This is a genomic window from Mycobacterium sp. NGS19 (genome assembly GCF_059813155.1).
In genome coordinates this window covers 645,145-662,506 of record NZ_JCALEB010000002.1, presented here as the reverse complement: position 1 = coordinate 662,506, position 17,362 = coordinate 645,145, and the positions used below count along the sequence as shown (strand labels likewise).

Annotated in this window: 16 protein-coding genes and 1 pseudogene; 14 read left to right on the top strand and 3 right to left on the bottom strand. The window is 66.3% G+C overall.

Going from position 1 to position 17,362, the window contains the following annotated elements; genetic code table 11:
• The first annotated feature begins 141 nt into the window (after positions 1–141).
• The 13 genes and pseudogenes from AC5Y4N_RS08550 to AC5Y4N_RS08490 all read left to right on the top strand — a co-directional run bounded on the left by AC5Y4N_RS08550 (position 142) and on the right by AC5Y4N_RS08490 (position 13,866).
• Positions 142–939, top strand: coding sequence for an MlaE family ABC transporter permease (locus tag AC5Y4N_RS08550; protein WP_499904829.1), 798 nt, complete (start codon positions 142–144; stop codon positions 937–939).
• 1 nt (position 940) lies between these two features.
• Positions 941–1,810 carry an MlaE family ABC transporter permease gene (locus AC5Y4N_RS08545; protein WP_499904831.1) on the top strand — a complete coding sequence of 290 codons (870 nt, stop codon included), beginning with the start codon at positions 941–943 and terminating at the stop codon, positions 1,808–1,810.
• 4 nt (positions 1,811–1,814) lie between these two features.
• Positions 1,815–3,026 (top strand): MCE family protein, encoded by a 1,212-nt coding sequence (locus tag AC5Y4N_RS08540; RefSeq protein WP_499904834.1) that lies wholly within the window; start codon positions 1,815–1,817, stop codon positions 3,024–3,026.
• Positions 3,023–4,054 (top strand): virulence factor Mce family protein, encoded by a 1,032-nt coding sequence (locus AC5Y4N_RS08535; protein ID WP_499904836.1) that lies wholly within the window; start codon positions 3,023–3,025, stop codon positions 4,052–4,054. The genes AC5Y4N_RS08540 and AC5Y4N_RS08535 overlap by 4 nt, the downstream gene beginning before the upstream one ends.
• Entirely contained in the window at positions 4,051–5,607 is a 1,557-nt protein-coding gene (locus AC5Y4N_RS08530) for a virulence factor Mce family protein (RefSeq protein WP_499904839.1), read from the top strand. Before AC5Y4N_RS08535 ends, AC5Y4N_RS08530 begins: the two co-directional genes overlap by 4 nt.
• Before the next feature lie 3 nt (positions 5,608–5,610).
• Positions 5,611–7,233, top strand: coding sequence for a virulence factor Mce family protein (locus tag AC5Y4N_RS08525; RefSeq protein ID WP_499904841.1), 1,623 nt, complete (start codon positions 5,611–5,613; stop codon positions 7,231–7,233).
• Positions 7,230–8,381, top strand: coding sequence for a virulence factor Mce family protein (locus AC5Y4N_RS08520; RefSeq protein WP_499904844.1), 1,152 nt, complete (start codon positions 7,230–7,232; stop codon positions 8,379–8,381). The genes AC5Y4N_RS08525 and AC5Y4N_RS08520 overlap by 4 nt, the downstream gene beginning before the upstream one ends.
• A 3-nt stretch (positions 8,382–8,384) precedes the next feature.
• On the top strand, positions 8,385–10,001 hold the full coding sequence (locus AC5Y4N_RS08515) for a virulence factor Mce family protein (RefSeq protein ID WP_499904847.1): 1,617 nt from the start codon (positions 8,385–8,387) through the stop codon (positions 9,999–10,001).
• A complete protein-coding gene (locus AC5Y4N_RS08510) occupies positions 9,971–10,609 on the top strand; it encodes an Rv1363c family protein (RefSeq protein ID WP_499904852.1) in 639 nt (212 codons plus the stop codon). The genes AC5Y4N_RS08515 and AC5Y4N_RS08510 overlap by 31 nt, the downstream gene beginning before the upstream one ends.
• The gene (locus AC5Y4N_RS08505) at positions 10,606–11,583 is read left to right on the top strand and encodes an RDD family protein (RefSeq protein ID WP_499904856.1); all 978 of its coding nucleotides are present in this window, start codon (positions 10,606–10,608) and stop codon (positions 11,581–11,583) included. The genes AC5Y4N_RS08510 and AC5Y4N_RS08505 overlap by 4 nt, the downstream gene beginning before the upstream one ends.
• Positions 11,580–12,149 (top strand): Rv1363c family protein, encoded by a 570-nt coding sequence (locus AC5Y4N_RS08500; protein WP_499904860.1) that lies wholly within the window; start codon positions 11,580–11,582, stop codon positions 12,147–12,149. Before AC5Y4N_RS08505 ends, AC5Y4N_RS08500 begins: the two co-directional genes overlap by 4 nt.
• Entirely contained in the window at positions 12,116–13,087 is a 972-nt protein-coding gene (locus tag AC5Y4N_RS08495; RefSeq protein WP_499904865.1) for a mammalian cell entry protein, read from the top strand. The genes AC5Y4N_RS08500 and AC5Y4N_RS08495 overlap by 34 nt, the downstream gene beginning before the upstream one ends.
• Before the next feature lie 7 nt (positions 13,088–13,094).
• Positions 13,095–13,866, top strand: a pseudogene (locus tag AC5Y4N_RS08490) (fructosamine kinase family protein).
• On the opposite strand, the gene AC5Y4N_RS08485 reads toward AC5Y4N_RS08490, so the two are convergent.
• On the bottom strand, positions 13,856–14,866 hold the full coding sequence (locus AC5Y4N_RS08485) for a phosphodiester glycosidase family protein (RefSeq protein ID WP_499906280.1): 1,011 nt from the start codon (positions 14,864–14,866) through the stop codon (positions 13,856–13,858). The pseudogene AC5Y4N_RS08490 and the gene AC5Y4N_RS08485 overlap by 11 nt on opposite strands.
• A gap of 222 nt (positions 14,867–15,088) precedes the next feature.
• Here AC5Y4N_RS08485 and AC5Y4N_RS08480 point away from each other — a divergent pair, with 222 nt between their 5' ends.
• A complete protein-coding gene (locus tag AC5Y4N_RS08480) occupies positions 15,089–15,370 on the top strand; it encodes a GlsB/YeaQ/YmgE family stress response membrane protein (protein WP_499904868.1) in 282 nt (93 codons plus the stop codon).
• A gap of 4 nt (positions 15,371–15,374) precedes the next feature.
• Here AC5Y4N_RS08480 and AC5Y4N_RS08475 read toward each other — a convergent pair whose 3' ends face one another.
• A complete protein-coding gene (locus tag AC5Y4N_RS08475) occupies positions 15,375–16,643 on the bottom strand; it encodes a PQQ-dependent sugar dehydrogenase (protein ID WP_499904870.1) in 1,269 nt (422 codons plus the stop codon).
• Positions 16,624–17,331, bottom strand: a complete 708-nt coding sequence (locus tag AC5Y4N_RS08470; protein ID WP_499904872.1) for a pirin family protein — start codon at positions 17,329–17,331, stop codon at positions 16,624–16,626. Before AC5Y4N_RS08470 ends, AC5Y4N_RS08475 begins: the two co-directional genes overlap by 20 nt.
• Between the last annotated feature and the right edge of the window lie 31 nt (positions 17,332–17,362).

Sequence of the window (17,362 nt, the reverse complement as noted above, 5' to 3'; positions counted from 1 at the left end):
CATCGGGTACAGTCCTGTGGTCCGTCTTACTACCAACCGGTAGGGAGACGGGGATCACGTGGGTGCTGGGCTAGGAGGGGGCGTGCAACAGGATCTGCCGTTGCGCCGCGCGACACGCGGCTCCGACGTGCGGGTGCGCTGATGACCGCAACGACCGGGTTCACTGGTTATTTGCGGGATCGGGCCGGCCCACCGCTGGAGGCAGTCGGTGGCTTCTTCCGGATGTGCGTGCTGACGGCCAAAGCGACGACGAAATGGCCGTTCGAGTTCAAGGAATTCATCCTTCAGTCGTGGTTCTTGATGCGGGTGACGTTCCTTCCGACCGTCGCGCTCGCGATACCGGACACGGTGCTGATCATCTTCACGCTCAACCTGTTGCTGGTCGAGTTCGGCGCGGCCGACGTGTCCGGGGCCGGCGCCGGCCTGGCGGCCGTCACCCAGCTCGGGCCGATCGTGACCGTGCTGGTGGTCGCCGGTGCCGGCTCGACCGCCATCTGCGCCGACCTGGGTGCACGCACCATCCGCGAGGAGATCGACGCGCTCGAAGTGCTGGGCATCGATCCGATCCACCGGCTGGTGGTCCCGCGTGTGGTCGCCGCGACCGCCGTCGCGGTCCTGCTCAACGGTGCCGTGATCATCATCGGGCTGGTCGGCGGCTTCGTCTTCGGCGTCTATTTCCAGAACGTATCCGCAGGCGCCTACCTGTCCACCTTGACGCTGGTGACGGGCCTGCCCGAAGTGGTGATCTCGATCGTCAAAGCTCTGACCTTCGGCCTGATCGCCGGGCTGGTCGGCTGTTACCGCGGCCTGACCGTGTCCGGTGGCTCCAAGGGATTGGGCACCGCCGTCAACGAGACGCTGGTGCTGTCGGTGGTGGCGTTGTTCGCCGTCAACGTGGTGCTGACCACCATCGGCGTCCGCTACGGAACGGGGCGCTGACGTGAGTACTGCCACCGTCCTTCGCAGCCGGTTCCCGCGGACCTTCGACCGCGCGACCCGGTGGGGCAGCGCTCCGGGCAGGTTCCTGGACAGCACCGGCCGGCTCGCCTGGTTCATCGTCACCGCGATCGGCCAGATCCCGAACGCAATCCTGCACTACCGCCGCGCGATGCTGCGGCTGGTGGCCGAAATCGGCATGGGCACAGGCGCAATGGCCGTGGTAGGCGGCACCACCGCGATCGTCGGTTTCGTGACGCTGTCGGGCGGCTCGCTGATTGCGATCCAGGGCTACGCATCGCTGGGCAACATCGGTGTGGAGGCGTTCACCGGCTTCGTCGCCGCACTGGTGAACGTCCGCGTCGTCGCACCCCTGGTCGCCGGCCAGGCGCTGGCCGCCACGGTGGGTGCAGGCGCGACCGCCGAGCTGGGCGCGATGCGCATCAGCGAGGAGATCGATGCGCTCGAGGTGATGGGCATCAGGTCCGTCTGCTATCTGGTCTCGACGCGCATCCTGGCCGGGCTGGTGGTGATCGTGCCGCTGTACTCGATGGCGATCATCCTGTCCTTCTTGTCCGCACAGCTCACCACCACGCTCTTCTACGGCCAGTCGACGGGCACCTACGAGCACTACTTCCGCACCTTCCTGCGGCCCGACGACGTGTTCTGGTCGTTCATTCAGGCGGTGATCATCTCGATCATCGTGATGCTCAACCACTGCTACTTCGGATACAACGCCAGCGGCGGTCCCGTCGGCGTGGGAGAAGCCGTGGGCCGATCCATGCGGGCATCGCTGGTGGCGATCGTGCTCGTCGTCCTGTTCGCCTCGTTGGCGCTCTACGGCACCAACCCGAACTTCAACCTCACGGTGTAGCACCATGACAGCACCCCTGAACTCCAGCCGCACCCCGCCGTACAAAGTGGCGGGGATCGTTTTCGTGCTCGCGTTCGTGTTGATCGTGGTGCTGGTCGGTCTGCAGTTCCGCGGCAAGTTCGAGCCGAAGACGCAGCTGACCATGATGTCCGAGCGGGCCGGCTTGGTGATGGACCCGGGTTCCAAGGTGACCTACAACGGAGTGGAGATCGGACGGGTCGCCGACGTCACCGAGACCACGGTCAACGGTGAACCGAAGGCGAAGTTGACGTTGGACGTCAAACCCAAGTACGTCCGCCTGATCCCGGCCAACGTCGACGCCACCATCCAGGCCACCACGGTGTTCGGCAACAAGTACGTGTCGTTCTCTTCGCCGAAAAACCCTGTGAAGCAGCGTATTTCGTCCAACGACGTGATCCAGGCATCGCAGGTGACGACAGAGTTCAACACGCTGTTCGAGACGTTGCTGTCGATCTCGGAGAAAGTCGATCCGGTCAAGCTCAACGAGACGCTGTCGGCGGCCGCGCAGGGGTTGTCCGGCTTGGGAGATCGGTTCGGGCAGTCCATCATCCACGGCAACGACATCCTCGCCGACCTGAATCCGAAGATGCCGCAGATTCGCTATGACGTTCAGCGGCTGGGAGATCTGGCCGAGGTGTACGCCGACGCGTCACCGGACCTGTGGGCGTTCCTGCGCGGTGCGGTCACCACCGCGCACACGTTCAACGAGCAGCAAGCCAATCTCGACGCGGCGCTGACCGCCTCGATCGGCTTCGGGAACACGGGCGCCGACATCTTCGAACGCGGTGGGCCCTACCTGACCCGCGGCGCCGAGGACCTGATCCCGACGTCACAGCTGCTCGACGAGTACAGCCCCGCGCTGTTCTGCACGATCCGCAAGTTCCACGACGTCGCGCCGAAGATCGCCGATTCGCTTGGCGGAAACGGATATTCGCTGCGGACCCACTCAGAAGTCGTGGGCGCCGGCAACCCGTACGTCTATCCCGACAATCTGCCGCGGGTCAACGCCCACGGCGGGCCGGAAGGCAAGCCGGGCTGCTGGCAGGAGGTCAACCGTGACCTGTGGCCCGCGCCCTATCTGGTGATGGACACCGGTGCATCGCTTGCGCCGTACAACCACTTCGAACTCGGCTCGCCGTTCGCCATCGAGTACGTGTGGGGCCGGCAAATCGGGGAGTACACGATAAACCCATGAGCATCAGAGGGACCGCGATCAAGCTCGGAGCATTCTCGGTGGTGCTCCTGCTCTTCAGTGTGATCATCATCGTGGTGTTCGGTCAGATGCGCTTCGACCGCACCAACGGCTACTCGGCGATCTTCTCCAACGCCAGCGGCCTGCGCAGCGGCCAGTTCGTCCGGGCATCCGGCGTGGAAGTGGGCAAGGTCGCCGACGTCCAGTTGATCGACGGCGGCCGGCGGGCGCTGGTGAACTTCCGGATCGACCGGTCGCTGCCGCTGTACGAAGGCACCACCGCATCAATCCGCTATCTGAACCTGATCGGCGACCGCTACCTCGATCTGCAGCGCGGTGACGGCAACAAGCGCATGCCGGTCGGCAGCACCATCCCCATCGAAAGGACCAAGCCCGCACTCGATCTCGACGCGCTGATCGGTAGCTTCCGTCCGCTGTTTCGCGCACTGGACCCGCAGAAGGTCAACAACATCGCGCAGTCGATCATCACCGTGTTCCAGGGACAGGGCGGCACCATCAACGACATCCTCGATCAGACCGCACAATTGACGTCTACCCTGGCCGAGCGTGACCAGGCCATCGGCGATGTGATCAAGAACCTCAACACGGTGCTCGACACCACGGTGCGCCACCAGAAGCAACTCGACGAGACCGTCGACAACTTCGAGAAGCTGATCACCGGTCTGAAGAATCGCGCCGATCCGATCGCCGACTCGACCGCTGAAATCAGTAATGCCGCAGGCACACTCGCCGGGATACTGTCGGACAACCGGCCGTTGCTGCACGACACGCTGCAGCATCTGGAAACCATCCAGGGGCCGCTGATCGACCAGAAGGATCAGCTCAACGACATCCTGGTGCGGCTGCCTACGTCGCTGAAGATCATCGGCCGGGCCGGTGGCGTGTACGGTGACTTCTTCAACTTCTACGCCTGCGATATCTCGTTGAAGCTCAACGGATTACAGCCCGGCGGTCCGGTGCGCACTGTGCGCATCACCACGCAGCCCACAGGCAGGTGCACACCGCAATGAGAACATTGGAGGGCTCAAACCGCGTACGCGTCGGCCTGATGGGCATCATCGTGGTGCTGCTTGTGGTGGCCGTCGGCCAGACCTTCGTCAGCATTCCGCAGTTGTTCGCCCAGCCGACGTACTATGCGCAGTTCAAGGATGCGGGCGGTATCAAACCCGGCGACAAGATCCAGGTCGCCGGCGTTGCGGTGGGCCAGGTGCGTTCGCTGCAAATCCAGGGTGACCACATCGTCGTCGGCTTCACGTTGGGTCCCAACCAGATCGGCAAGGACAGCCGCGCTGCCATTAGGACCGACACGATCCTGGGCCGCAAGAACATCTCGATCGAGCCGCGCGGCTCAGAACGGCTGCGCGCCAACGGAGTTCTGCCGGTCGGGCAGACCAGCACGCCGTACCAGATCTATGACGCGGTGTTCGACGTCACGAAGGCGGCGTCCGGCTGGGACATCGACACCGTCAAGCAGTCGCTCAACGTGCTGTCGCAGACCATCGACCAGACCTACCCGCATCTGAGCGATGCGCTCAAGGGCGTCGAACGGTTCTCCGACACCATCGGCAAGCGCGACGGCCAGATCAAGCAGCTGCTGGCCAACGCCAACAAGATCGCCGGGATCCTGGGTAACCGCGGCGGGCAGATCAACGCCCTGCTGGTGAACGCGCAGACCCTGCTGGCGGCCGTCAACGAACGGGGACAGGCGATCACCTACCTGCTCGAGAACGTGTCGGCGTTCTCCGAACAGGTGAAGGCGTTCATCGACGAGAACCCGAACCTCAACCACGTGCTCGAACAATTGCGCACAGTCAGCGATCTGCTGGTCCAGCGGAAGATGGATCTGGCCGACTCACTGACCACGCTGAGCAAGTTCACCGCGTCGCTGGGCGAGGCGATCGCATCGGGTCCCTACTTCAAGGTCATGCTGGTCAACCTGCTGCCGTACCAGATCCTTCAGCCGTTCGTCGACGCCGCCTTCAAGAAGCGCGGCATCGATCCGGAGAACTTCTGGCGCGGTGCCGGTCTGCCGGCGTTCCGCTGGCCCGACCCCAACGGCGCGCGGTTCCCCAACGGTGCACCGCCGCCGGCGCCGACCCCATTGGAGGGCACTCCCGACTTCCCGGGTCCGGCAGTGCCGCCCGGCTCACCCTGCTCGTACACGCCGCCGGCAGACGGGATTCCGACCGCCGCCAATCCGCTGCCCTGCTCGCACCTGAGTGTCGGCCCGTACGGCGACAACCCCTACGGCCCGAACTACACCGGACCGAATGTGGCCACCTCGCCGCCGAATCCGAACGGCCCGGGCTACACGCCGGGCATCACCAGTGCTGGTGTGCCGGGACAGACGCCGCCGGAGTTGCAGGGTGTGCCGGTTCCGTTGCCGCCGGCACCGCCGGGTGCACGTACCGAACCCCTTGGGCCGGTCTCGAATCCGTTCCCGGCGCAGCCGGTTCCGCCCGCTGACCTGCCCGGGCCGCCGCCTCCTGCCGGACCCGGGCCGCAGGTGCCCGACGGTCCTCCGCCTGGCATGCCCGGACCCGTAGACATTGGAGGTCACTGACCGATGTCGACGATCTTCAACATCCGAAATCTCAAGCTGCCCAATGTCTCTCGGGCTGCACTGGTTATCGGTGCGGTGGTGATCGTGCTGGCGATCGTCGCGGCCGTCATCGGGTTCCAGGTCTACAAGAAGCTGACCAACAACACCGTCGTCGCGTATTTCACCCAGGCCCTCGCCCTGTACCCGGGGGACAAGGTTCAGATCATGGGCGTTCGCGTCGGCACGATCGACAAGATCGAGCCGGCCGGCGACAAGATGAAGGTGACGTTCCACTACCAGAACAAGTACAAGGTGCCGGCGAACGCCACTGCGTCGATCCTCAACCCGACACTGGTCGCGTCCCGAGTGATCCAGCTGTCGCCCCCCTACACCGGGGGACCGGTGCTCAAAGACGGTGCCGTCATTCCGCTGGAGCGCACCCAGGTGCCGGTCGAATACGACGAACTACGCAACGCGATCGACCGAATCCTCAGCGGGCTGGGTCCCACTGACCAGCAGCCCAAGGGTCCATTCGGTGACGTCATCGAGTCGTTCGCCGACGGACTGTCCGGCAAGGGTGAGCAGATCAACAAGACGCTCAACAGCCTTTCGGAGGCGCTCACCACACTGAACTCCGGACGCGGTGACTTCTTCAGCGTGGTGCGCAGTCTGGCGCTGTTCGTCAATGCGCTGTACAAGAGCGATCAGCAGTTCGTCGCACTGAACAACGATCTGGCCAGCATCACCAACAAGTTCAACAACACCGACCGCGAAGTCGCCAACGCGTTGCGCGACATCAATCAGCTGCTGACCACCACTCGCTCATTCTTGGACAAGAACAGCGAAGTGCTGGTGCATGACATCAACAATCTCGCCGATGTCACCACCGCGATCTTGCAGCCGGAGCCCCGCAACGGCCTGGAGACAGGTCTGCACGTGTTCCCCAACCTGGCGTCCAACATCGTCAACATCTCGTCGCCGATCTCCGGCGGCATCGTCGGGCTACCGGTGCTGGCGAACTTCGCGAACCCGATGCAGTTCATCTGCAGTGCGATTCAGGCCGGCAGCCGGCTGGGCTACCAAGAGTCGGCTGAGTTGTGTGCCCAGTACCTGGCACCGATCCTCGACGCGATCAAGTTCAACTATCTGCCGTTCGGCGTGAACACGGCCTATACGGCCGAAACGTTGCCGAAGATGGTCGCCTACTCCGAGGACCGGCTGCGGCCGCCGCCCGGCTACAAGGACACGACTGTGCCTGGCATCTTCTCGCGCGACACGCTGTTCTCGCACGGCAACCATGAGCCGGGCTGGGTGGTGGCTCCGGGGATGCAGGGTGTGGACGTGCAGCCGTTCACCGCGAACATGCTGACGCCGGAGTCGCTGGCCGAGCTGATGGGCGGCCCCGACATCGTGCCGCCGGCCGCGCCGCCGACGTTCGGCGCGCCGCCGGGCGGTAACCTGCCCGGTCCGCCGAACGCCTACAGCGAGAACACACCGCTGCCGCCGCCGTGGTATCCGCAGCCCGGTCCGCCGCCGGCGCCCGCGCCCGGTGTGTCTCAGGTGCCGATGGTCGCACCGGCCCCGGTGGCCGCGCCCGCTGCGCCGCCACCGCCCGGCGGCTATCCAGCTGAGGGGGCCGGCCGATGACACGTATTCGGATCACCCGGCTCGGCCGCCGGGGTGTGGCGCTGCTGGCGACGGCGTTGACGCTGACGGCCTGCGGCTCCTGGCGGGGCATCGCCAACGTCCCGCTGCCGGGCGGCCCCGGCTCCGGGCCGGACCACATGACCGTCTACGTCGACATGCCGGATACGTTGGCGCTCAACGTCAACAGCCGGGTCCGCGTCAAAGACGTGTACGTGGGTTCGGTCAAGGCGATCGAGCTGCGCAACTGGGTGCCCCGGCTGACGCTCGACCTGCAGCCGGGCGTGAAGCTACCCGCCAATGCGACCGCGAAGATCGGCCAGACCAGCCTGCTGGGATCTCAGCACGTCGAACTGGACGTGCCGCCCAACCCGTCGAAGCAGCCCCTGAAGAGCGGCGACGTGATCCCGCTGTCGCGGTCGGAGGCGTATCCGAGTACCGAACGTGTGCTGGCCGCGATCTCGATGATCCTGCGCGGCGGCGGCATTCCGGACCTGGAGGTCATCCAGACCGAGATCAACAACGTCCTCACGGGTCGCGCGCCCCAGATCCGCGAGTTCCTCAACAAACTCGACACCTTCACCAACGAGCTGAACCAACAGCGCGACGATCTGACCCGCGCGATCGACCAGTCGAACCGGCTTTTGACCATCGTCGCCGACAACAACGAGACGCTGGATCGCGTGCTGACCGAATTCCCGCCGCTGATCAAGCATTTCAACGACACCCAGGGTCTGTTCGCCGACGCGGTGGTGGCACTCGGCCGGATCAGCAGGGCAGCCGACAACACACTGACGCCCGCGCGCGAGAACCTGCACACCAACCTGCAGCTGTTGCAACGGCCGCTGCGTGAGCTGGGTAAGGCGTCGCCGTATCTGATCGGGGCGCTGAAGCTGATGCTCACCGCGCCGTTCAACATCGAGAACGTGCCGAAAGTCGTGCGGGGCGACTACATCAACGTGTCGATCCTCGCCGACCTGACGCTCAGCGCGATCGACAACGGTCAGTTGTCGGGCACCGGCATCTCGGGCATGCTGCGCGCGCTCGAGCAGTCGTGGGGCCGCGATCCGGCGACGATGATCCCGGACGTGCGGTTCACCCCGAACCCGCACGACGCGCCGAACGGGCCGCTGGTGGAAAGGCATGAGTGAGAGATGATCACTCGGTTAATCCGCATTCAGCTGATTCTGTTCACGGTGCTGACCGTCATCGCCTTGGTGGTGCTCGGCTGGTACTACCTGCGGATCCCGCGGTTGATCGGGATCGGCCAGTACACACTGCACGCCGATCTGCCGCGGTCCGGCGGCCTGTACGAGACCGCCAACGTCACCTACCGGGGCATCACCATCGGCAAGGTGACCGCAGTGGAGCCTACCGAGCGCGGGGCGCGCGCCACGTTGAGCATCGACGATCGGTACAAGATTCCGGCGGACGCGTCGGCCAACGTGCACTCGGTGTCGGCGGTCGGTGAGCAGTACCTGGACCTGGTGTCCACCGGCAACGTCAAGCAATACCTGCACGACGGGCAGACCATCACCCGCAGCACCGTGCCGTCGGACGTGGGCCCGGCCCTGGACGCGACCAACCGTGGACTCAACGCGTTGCCCAAGGACAAGATCGCGACGCTGCTCAACGAGACGTCACAAGCGGTCGGCGGCCTGGGGCCGGCGCTGCAGAGGCTGGTGGATTCGATGACGAACATCGCCAGCGATTTCCGTGACAACTTGACTCCGGTCAACGACATCGTCGCCAACTCGTCGCCGATTCTGGATTCGCAGGTGAATTCGCGCGACAACATCGAAACCTGGGCGGCGAACCTGAATTCGATCGGCACCCAGGCCGCTGAGCAGGACGCAGCGCTGCGCAGCGGTTTGCAGCAGGCTGCTCCCACCGCCGATCAGCTCAACGCGGTGTTCTCCGATGTGCGCGATTCACTGCCGCAGACGCTGGCCAACCTCGAGATCGTCATCGACTTGCTCAAGCGCTACCACAAGGGCGTCGAACAGTCTTTGGTGATCTTCCCGCAAGGCGCAGCACAGCTAGAGGCCGGCTCTATTTTTCCGGGGTACGGCATCATCAACTTCGCGCTCGGCCCGTTGTTCGTGGGCATCGGTGCCTCTGCGTTGACCCTGCAGGCTGTGCCGCCGGGTTTCGGCACCGCCCTCAACAGCCCGCCGCCGTGCCTGACCGGCTTTTTGCCGCCTTCGGAATGGCGTTCCCCGGCTGACGTCACCACCGCCCCGCTGCCGTCGGGCACCTACTGCAAGATCCCGAAGGACTTCCAAGGCAACGTCGTTCGCGGTGCGCGCAACTATCCGTGCGCCGACGTGCCGGGCAAGCGGGCCGCGACGCCGCAGGAGTGCCACAGCAACGAGCCGTATGTCCCGATGGGCACCAACCCCTGGTACGGCGACCCGAACCAGATCCTGACCTGCCCGGCGCCGGCCGCCCGTTGCGACCAGCCGGTGGATCCGGGACGGGTGATCCCGGCGCCGAGCATCAACAACGGCATGAACCCGCTGCCGGCCAACTTGCTGCCACCACCCATTCCGCCGGTCAGCGACGCACCGTCGCGCCCAGGGCAGGGTACGGTGACCTGCAGCGGCCAACAGCCCAACCCGTGCACCTACACGCCCGCGCAGGTGCCCACAGCGATCTACAACCCGCAGAACGGCGAGGTGGTAGCGCCCGACGGCTCGCGCTACAGCGTGAAGGATTCGACGAACACAGGAGACGACGGATGGAAGGAGATGCTGGCACCAGCCAGCTGAACCCGACAAACATCGAGGCCGACGAGACCGAAGAGCACGTCACCGAGGCAGCGGCCGATTCGGCTCCCGAATCTCCCGAAGCGCTGGACCCGTCCGATGATCGACCGTCTCGGCTCACCCGCGGCTGGTTCGTCGCAATGTTCGCAACCCTGATCGTCTTGGCGGCCTGCGTGGCGACGGGCGGCTACCTGGCGTTGCGCTCGCATGACAACGCCGAGGCGTCGGCGCGAGCCGAGCAGGAGGCGGTGAACGCCGCCAAGGACTGCGTGTCGGCGACCAACGCGCCGGACCCGGCGACGATGGCCGCCAGCGTGCAGAAAATCATCGACTGCTCCACCGGGGACTTCGGCGCGTACGCCAAGATGATGGCCCCGATGATGGTCGAGGCGTATCAGGCGGCCAACGTCAAGGTCGAGGTGACCAACATGCGGGCAGCGGTGGAACGGCACAACGACGACGGCACCATCGACGTGCTGGTGGCGTTCCGGTTCAAGGTGCCGTCCAACCCCGACGCGCAGAACCAGGAAACCGGGATGCGGCTGCGTGCGCAGATGGCTCCTGAAGACGGCCGTTACAAAATCGCCAAGCTCGACCCGGTGATGACTTGACCGTGCTCGTCGCCGAGGAGACGCGCGCGCAGTCGGTCACCGAACAGATCGAAAGCCCGTCCGTCGCGTCGTGGTGGTCGCGCGCGGGCGCTTTCGCGCTCGACGTGCTGTTTCCGTTGGGGGTCGTCGCCGCGGTGGCCTTGGCGGTGACGACGGCACAGATGTACAGCTGGGCGTGGTGGGGGTCGATCGTCGTCGGCGGACTGGTTCTGGTGGCGATGCTGCTGAACCGTCTGGTGGTGCCGGCCGTCACCGGCTGGACGCTGGGCCGGGCATTGCTGGGCATCAGGGTGGTGCGCCGCGACGGTGACGCTGCGGGAATCGGCCGGTTGGTGGTGCGCGATGTGGCCCATCTCCTGGATACGGCCGCGCTGTTCGTCGGCTGGCTCTGGCCGCTGTGGGATTCACGCAACCGCACGTTCGCAGACCTGTTGCTGCGCACCGAAGTCCGTCGCGTCGGCGAGCAGCCCAGGGTACGCCGCGCCGTCGGGGCCGTGCTGACCGTCGGAGCGCTGCTCGCAGCGGCCGGCGCCGGGCTGACGTATCTCACGGTGTACCGGCACGACAAGGCCGTGGACACGGCTCGAAGTCAGATTGCCGATCAGGGCCCGCACATCGTCGAGCAGATCCTGACCTACAACGCCGGCTCCATGAAGGACGACTTCGCGCGCGCGCAGAACCTGGTGACTGACAGCTACCGCGACGAATTGGTGAAGCAGCAGCACGTCGTCGAGAAAAACGCGGCCGCGAACAACGAATACTGGGCCGTGACCAGTTCTGTACTTCCCGGCACCACACCGGACCACGCGACAATGCTGGTGTTCCTGCAGGGGCAGCGGCAAGCCCAGCAGCAGGAAGTCCGCTTCATCACCGCCACCGCGAAGGTGGCGTTCGAGAAATCGCGCGACGGCACCTGGCGGGTCTCGGAGCTGACCGTGTTGCCGCAGCCGGCACTGAACAGAGGTCCGCGATGAGTCCGCGGCGCAGGATCGAGCCGGGTGCAGAGACGGTCGCTGTTCCTCTTGTCACGCGCGGCCGCCGGAACTGGCTCGGCCATGTGTTGGGGCTGGCGGGCTTGAGCGTGCTGGCATCACTGGTGGTGGCGGCCGCGATCACGGCGGGCGGGCTGATGCTGTGGTCGCACGTATCCGACGAGAGGGCCAATGCGCGCGACGCCGACGCGCTCGGCTATGTGGGGCACTTCATGACCGAGTACACCAGCCTGGATCCGTTCCACGCGAACGACTACGGGGACCGCATCCTCGCGGAGGCGACAGGCCAGTTCGCCAAGGAGTTCAAGGACAAGCAGAACGAAATCCTGATTCAGGTTGCCAGGGCCGAACCGACCAAGGGCACGGTCATCGAGGCCGGCATCGAGAAGTGGCACGACGACGGCAGCGTCAGCGTTTTGGTGGCGACGAAGATCGACACCACCGCCGGCGAGCCGAGGAAGCCGGTCGAAAGCGGCAACCGGTGGGTGGTCACGGCCGTCAAGGAAGGGCAGCAGTGGAAGATCAGCCAACTGACACAAGTGATCTGACCGACGCCGACGCCGGCGACCAGTCGGCGACCGACGGTGGCGAGCCGACCGCACGTCGGGTGCCGACGGGCAAGCGCGGCGGCCGGCACAGATACTTGCGGTCGCGCACCTTCACACCGGCGGCCACTGCGGCCACCGGGGCATCGGCGGACGAGCCGACCTCCGTTGAGGAGGGCTCGCCGACCAGTGACGTCGAACCGTCGGCACAGCAACCCGAGAGCACCGCGGTCGAGGAGCCGGCATCCGACGCGTATCCGCAGATTTCATCAGAAGCCAAGGGCCGCAGATGGTTTCGCCGACGGGGGGTCGCGTCGGATGCTGAACCGTCGGCTGAGGCCGAGGCGGAGGCCAAGGCTGAGGCCAAGGCCGCGGGCGAAGGAGAAGGCGACGACGAGCCCGTCGAGTTCGTCGAGCGCAAGCCCGCCGGCCGGCGGATCACGATCGCCGTGGCTGTGGCCGCCGTGTTGTTCGTGATCGCCGGAGCGTTCGCCGGCTCGATGCTGCAGCCCTACCTCGCCGACCGTGCGGCGGCCGCGACCAAGATGACGATCGCGCGCACCGCCACCGATGCGATCACGACCCTGTTCACGTACACCCCCGAAGACATGGATCAGCTGCCGGCGCGGTCGTCGAAATACCTCGGCGGCGAGCTGAAAGACGCGTACGCCAAGCAGATCGACGCATTGGCCGCCACCAACAAGCAGAACCAGGTCAAGCGCAGCGCCGAAGTCGTCGGCACGGCAGTGGAGTCCGTGGACGGCAGCGATGCCACCGCAATGGTCTACGCCAACATCAGCTACACCAGTGCCAGCACCAAGGATGTGCCGAAGCTCTTCTTGGTTTCGTACCGACTGAGCATGCAGCGCAAGGGATCTGACTGGGTGATCACCAAGATGCCGTGGATCACCTCGAAAGACCTGACCCGCCTGGCGCCCTGAGCCGGGGGTGAGCGGCGAGTTCGTCAAACGCAATCCCGCTGCGCCGCACGGGTTTTTCGCGTGTGAAGCCGCCGGGCTGCGCTGGCTCGCAGCCGTCGACGGTGGGGTGCCGTGCGCGCAGGTGCTCGATTACGACGACACCAGCCTGACGCTGCGCCGACTCGACACGACGCCACCCACCCGCGCGGCGGCCCGCGAATTCGGCGGCCGGCTTGCGGTCATCCACGACGCCGGTGCCCCCGCGTTCGGCGCCCCGCCTGACGGCTGGAGCGGGCCGGGCTTCTTCGGGCCGCTGACACACCCGCTGCCGATGTCGTTGACACCGCACGACAGCTGGGGAGTCTTTTATGCGCACGAACGGCTGACACCGATGGCGGAGATGGCGGCGCCGCGATTGTCGGCCGCTGGCCGTGCCGCGGTCGCCGAGATCGTAAAGCGCTGCGGTGCAGGCGAATTCGACGACGACGGCCGCCCGGCACGGCTGCACGGCGACCTGTGGAGCGGCAACGTGATGTGGACGTCCGGCGGCGCTGTTCTGATCGATCCAGCGGCACACGGCGGCCATCGCGAAAACCGATTTGGCCATGCTCGCGCTGTTCGGATGCCCGCATCTCGACGCCGTTCTGGACGGGTATCAGTCCGTGCGGCCACTGGCTGCGGGATGGCGTGAGCGCGTCGGACTGCATCAGCTGTATCCGCTTCTGGCGCACGTCGTGCTGTTCGGTGGCGGCTATCGCGCGCAGGCGGAAGCGGCGGCGAAAGACGCGCTCAGAGGTTGAACGCCAGCCAGCTCGGCAGCGCGCGCTCGTGAGAGTCGCACAGCACCTGCTGAGTATCGCAGTTTCCTCTGGGTGATCCGGCCCCCGACCACATGCCGCCGGTGTCGCGGCGCAGCACGATCGCCGACGATCCACCGCCGTCGAGCAGCAGTGCGCTGTCGGCGCCTAGACCGCGGAACAGATCCTGCATGTTGTCGGGCGTGTAGCTGCCGCCCTGGAACACATAGAGTTCGTCGCGAGTTCGGTTGTAGCCCAGCGCTGTTCGCGCTGCGCTCGGACCGCTGTCGCCCAGCTGTCCCGTGGCGCCGGGGGCCAGTAGGCCGATGCCGCTCACCGCGACGAACCGTGTGCCTGCGTCCAGCAGGCGCTGAATCTCCGGGGAGGCGGCGTCGTAGTCCTGGTCGTTCTTCGGCATCACGACGTACGGGGCGCCGCCCACCGGAAGGATCATGGTGGCCAGCGCCGTCCAGACCTCGTCGCCGCCGGACAGCGCCTGCTTACCTGCGTACGCGACGGTGCCGGTGACCGCGGCGTTCGCGCGGCCGAGCCCGCTGGTGTTGTCGACGTACGCGCCCAGCGGCGAGCTGCAGTTCGTCTGCTTCCACGACCCGCCTTTCTGGCCGCGCACGTCGAAGAAGTTGGCGTTGACGGCGATGACCGGCCGGCCCAGCACTTGCCACGCCTGCAGCGGCGGATAGGTTTCCGACGCCTGCCACAGTCCTTCGTTGGTGCGCGCCCGGGGGTCGCGTTCACAGCGGGCCTGGAAACCCTGGTGGGTGTCCACGAGAAGCCGCGGGTTCAGGCGTGTCGAGGCGTTCTTGACGATCATCAGATGCCCGCCGTTGCTGAGCGTGTACTCCGAACCGCCGGCGCTGCGGAACGGGGCCGCGAAATCCCCACCGAAGTTGTAGACCAGATACGACCCTTTGGTGTTGGCGATCGCGGCCAGCAGTACCGAGCGGGCGTCGTCAGCGCGCGCAATGGGCGTCACAGACAGCATCGTGAACAGCGTCGTCGCGGCGAAGGCGGCCGCCAGACGCAGCGGGATTGCTGTGGACATCGGCACGCGTCCATCCCAACAGCAACAGTCGCCACTTCAGTAACGAAACCGTCACGGTCTGGTCCCGGTGGCGCGATCGCGTGCCCGCGGGGTTAGAAGTGGCGCTGCGAAGGGAACACGTTGACGTCGGCGTCAACCCGACGCCCGGGCAAAGGAGCAACAGTGTTCGGATCGATAATCGGTGCCATCATCGTGGGAATCATCATCGGTGCACTGGCGCGGCTGATCATGCCGGGTAAGCAGAACATCGGCGTGCTGATGACGATCGTGCTCGGCATCGTCGGCGGGCTGATCGGCTCGTGGGTCACCCATGCCGTCGGGTACTCCAACAGCAATGCGGGCTTCGAGTGGATTCCATTCTTCGTCGGGATCATCGCGGCCATCGTGCTGATCGCGATCTACGTCGGGGTCACCGGTCGCGGCGCTCGAACACCGCGCGCGTAGTCCGTCAGCGACCCGGCGGCGCGACACGGTACACCGCGCCAGCGTCGTCGTCGGTGATGTACACCGCGCCGTCGGGTCCCACCACCGCGGCGACCGGACGGCCCCAACGCGAGCCGTCCGGCGCCTGAAATCCGCCGACCAGAGTCTGCTGGCGGCCCAAAGTGCCGTTCTGCCACGCAAAGAACGACACCTCCGGGGCACGTGGCGACTGCCGATTCCACGATCCGTGCACGCCGACCAGCGCGCCGGACGAGTACGGCGCCGGCAAGCCCCCGTCGACGAAGGACAAGCCCAGCGGCGCCGCGTGCGCGCCGAGCGTCTGCTCGATCGCAGGCAGCCGCGCGCAATCCAGTTGCCGGCCATCGGGATTGGTCTGGACATCGCGTATCAGCGGCACCGGGCCGCCCTCGCCGTCCGGGTTGCAGAACGGCCAGCCCAGGTCGCGACCGGCGCGCAGGCGCGCGAACGACTCCGGTGGATGGTCGTCGACGTAGTCCTGGATCACCTTTGCGTACGACGGTCCGGGGCGCGGGTCGGCGACATTGTCACGGTTGTTCACCGCCGTCCACACCGAGCCGTCCGGCGCGATCGCCAGCCCCGTGCCGTTGCGCACTCCACGCGAGAACACCTCGAAAGGACCGCCCTGCGGCGGGATCCGGTTGATCGTCGCCCGCTCCGGGGTCGCCGAGCGGTCCTCGACCGAGACGTTGCCGGTGGAGCCGATCGAGAAGTACACGGCGCCGTCTGGGCCCACCGCAACGCTTTTCAGCGTGTGCTCGTAGGCGCCGTGCAGCTCGGGGCTGCTGATGTCGGGCAGTCCGGCGGCGACCACGCGTCGACCAGCGGCCCTGCCGTCGGCATAGGTGTAGGCATCGATCTGGTTGCTCTCCGCGACATACAGCGTCGACCCGCGAAACGCGAGCCCGTGCGGTCCGGACAAGTCGTCGAGTAACACCTCTTGGTGTCCCGGTGTCAACGTGAGCACCTTGCGGTCGGCCGGCACCGAAACCAACAGCGCGCCGTCCGGGGCCCACGCGGCCAGCCGCGCCTTGGGGACCCGGGCCCACAACGCCATCGTCCAGCCGGGCGGTACGAGCGCTTGGCGGGCGACATCGAACGGAGCTTGCGCCAGTTGCGGTGGAACCTGCACCGTCACCTGGACCAAACCCGCGGGGTTCTGCCCCGGCGCCGCGGGCGGCGTCGGCGCCGTCGAACATCCGGCCGCAATTACGGTGAGCGCGATGGCTACCGCGCTACGCCGCCAGGCCCGCATGCATCTCCCAGACCAGAATCTCCGCCGGTGCGGTCGCGGTGATCCGCTGGCCGCCCGACGCGGTGAGTCGCACGGCGTCGCCTTCCTCCAGCCCGCCGGTTGCTTCCAGCGTCACGGCACCTCGCGCTACGAACAGGTGCAGGTAGGGCGCCTGCGGCAGCGTGACGGCGTCGCCGGGCTTCAGCCGCGCACCGTGCAGGGTGGCGTGGCGATTGTGGATGGCGACCGCAGCGTCGGCATTCTTGCCGGAGGCGATGGGCACCAAGCTTCCGGTGATGTCCACCTCGTGTTGTTGGTATCCGGGCTCGATGCCGGCCTCGTCGGGCACCACCCACATCTGCACGAAATGCACGGGCTCCGTTGCCGATCCGTTCTTCTCGGAGTGCAGAATCCCGGTGCCGGCCGACATGCGCTGCGCGAGCCCGGGCCGGATCACGCCCGTGTTTCCCGCTGAGTCGCGGTGTGCCAGCGATCCGCTGAGCACCCACGTGACGATCTCCATGTCGCGGTGCGGGTGGGTGTCGAACCCTGCGCCGGGCTTCACGATGTCGTCGTTGTTGACCAACAGCAGGCCGTGATGGGTGTTGGCGGGGTCGTAGTAGTCGCCGAACGAGAACGAGTGTCGTGAAGTCAGCCAGTCGGTCGTGGTGACGGCGCGGTCGGCCGCACGTCGCACGTCTGGGCTCACGCTGCCCAGGGTAGAACGACATGCGCCGGCG

Bases quoted from the DNA above. Each gene is read 5' to 3' on its own strand.
- AC5Y4N_RS08550 (WP_499904829.1), top strand. From the start codon at position 142: ATGACCGCAACGACCGGGTTCACTGGTTATTTGCGGGATCGGGCCGGC.
- AC5Y4N_RS08540 (WP_499904834.1), top strand. From the start codon at position 1,815: ATGACAGCACCCCTGAACTCCAGCCGCACCCCGCCGTACAAAGTGGCG.
- AC5Y4N_RS08535 (WP_499904836.1), top strand. From the start codon at position 3,023: ATGAGCATCAGAGGGACCGCGATCAAGCTCGGAGCATTCTCGGTGGTG.
- AC5Y4N_RS08530 (WP_499904839.1), top strand. From the start codon at position 4,051: ATGAGAACATTGGAGGGCTCAAACCGCGTACGCGTCGGCCTGATGGGC.
- AC5Y4N_RS08525 (WP_499904841.1), top strand. From the start codon at position 5,611: ATGTCGACGATCTTCAACATCCGAAATCTCAAGCTGCCCAATGTCTCT.
- AC5Y4N_RS08520 (WP_499904844.1), top strand. From the start codon at position 7,230: ATGACACGTATTCGGATCACCCGGCTCGGCCGCCGGGGTGTGGCGCTG.
- AC5Y4N_RS08515 (WP_499904847.1), top strand. From the start codon at position 8,385: ATGATCACTCGGTTAATCCGCATTCAGCTGATTCTGTTCACGGTGCTG.
- AC5Y4N_RS08510 (WP_499904852.1), top strand. From the start codon at position 9,971: ATGGAAGGAGATGCTGGCACCAGCCAGCTGAACCCGACAAACATCGAG.
- AC5Y4N_RS08500 (WP_499904860.1), top strand. From the start codon at position 11,580: ATGAGTCCGCGGCGCAGGATCGAGCCGGGTGCAGAGACGGTCGCTGTT.
- AC5Y4N_RS08485 (WP_499906280.1), bottom strand. From the start codon at position 14,866: ATGCTGTCTGTGACGCCCATTGCGCGCGCTGACGACGCCCGCTCGGTA.
- AC5Y4N_RS08475 (WP_499904870.1), bottom strand. From the start codon at position 16,643: ATGCGGGCCTGGCGGCGTAGCGCGGTAGCCATCGCGCTCACCGTAATT.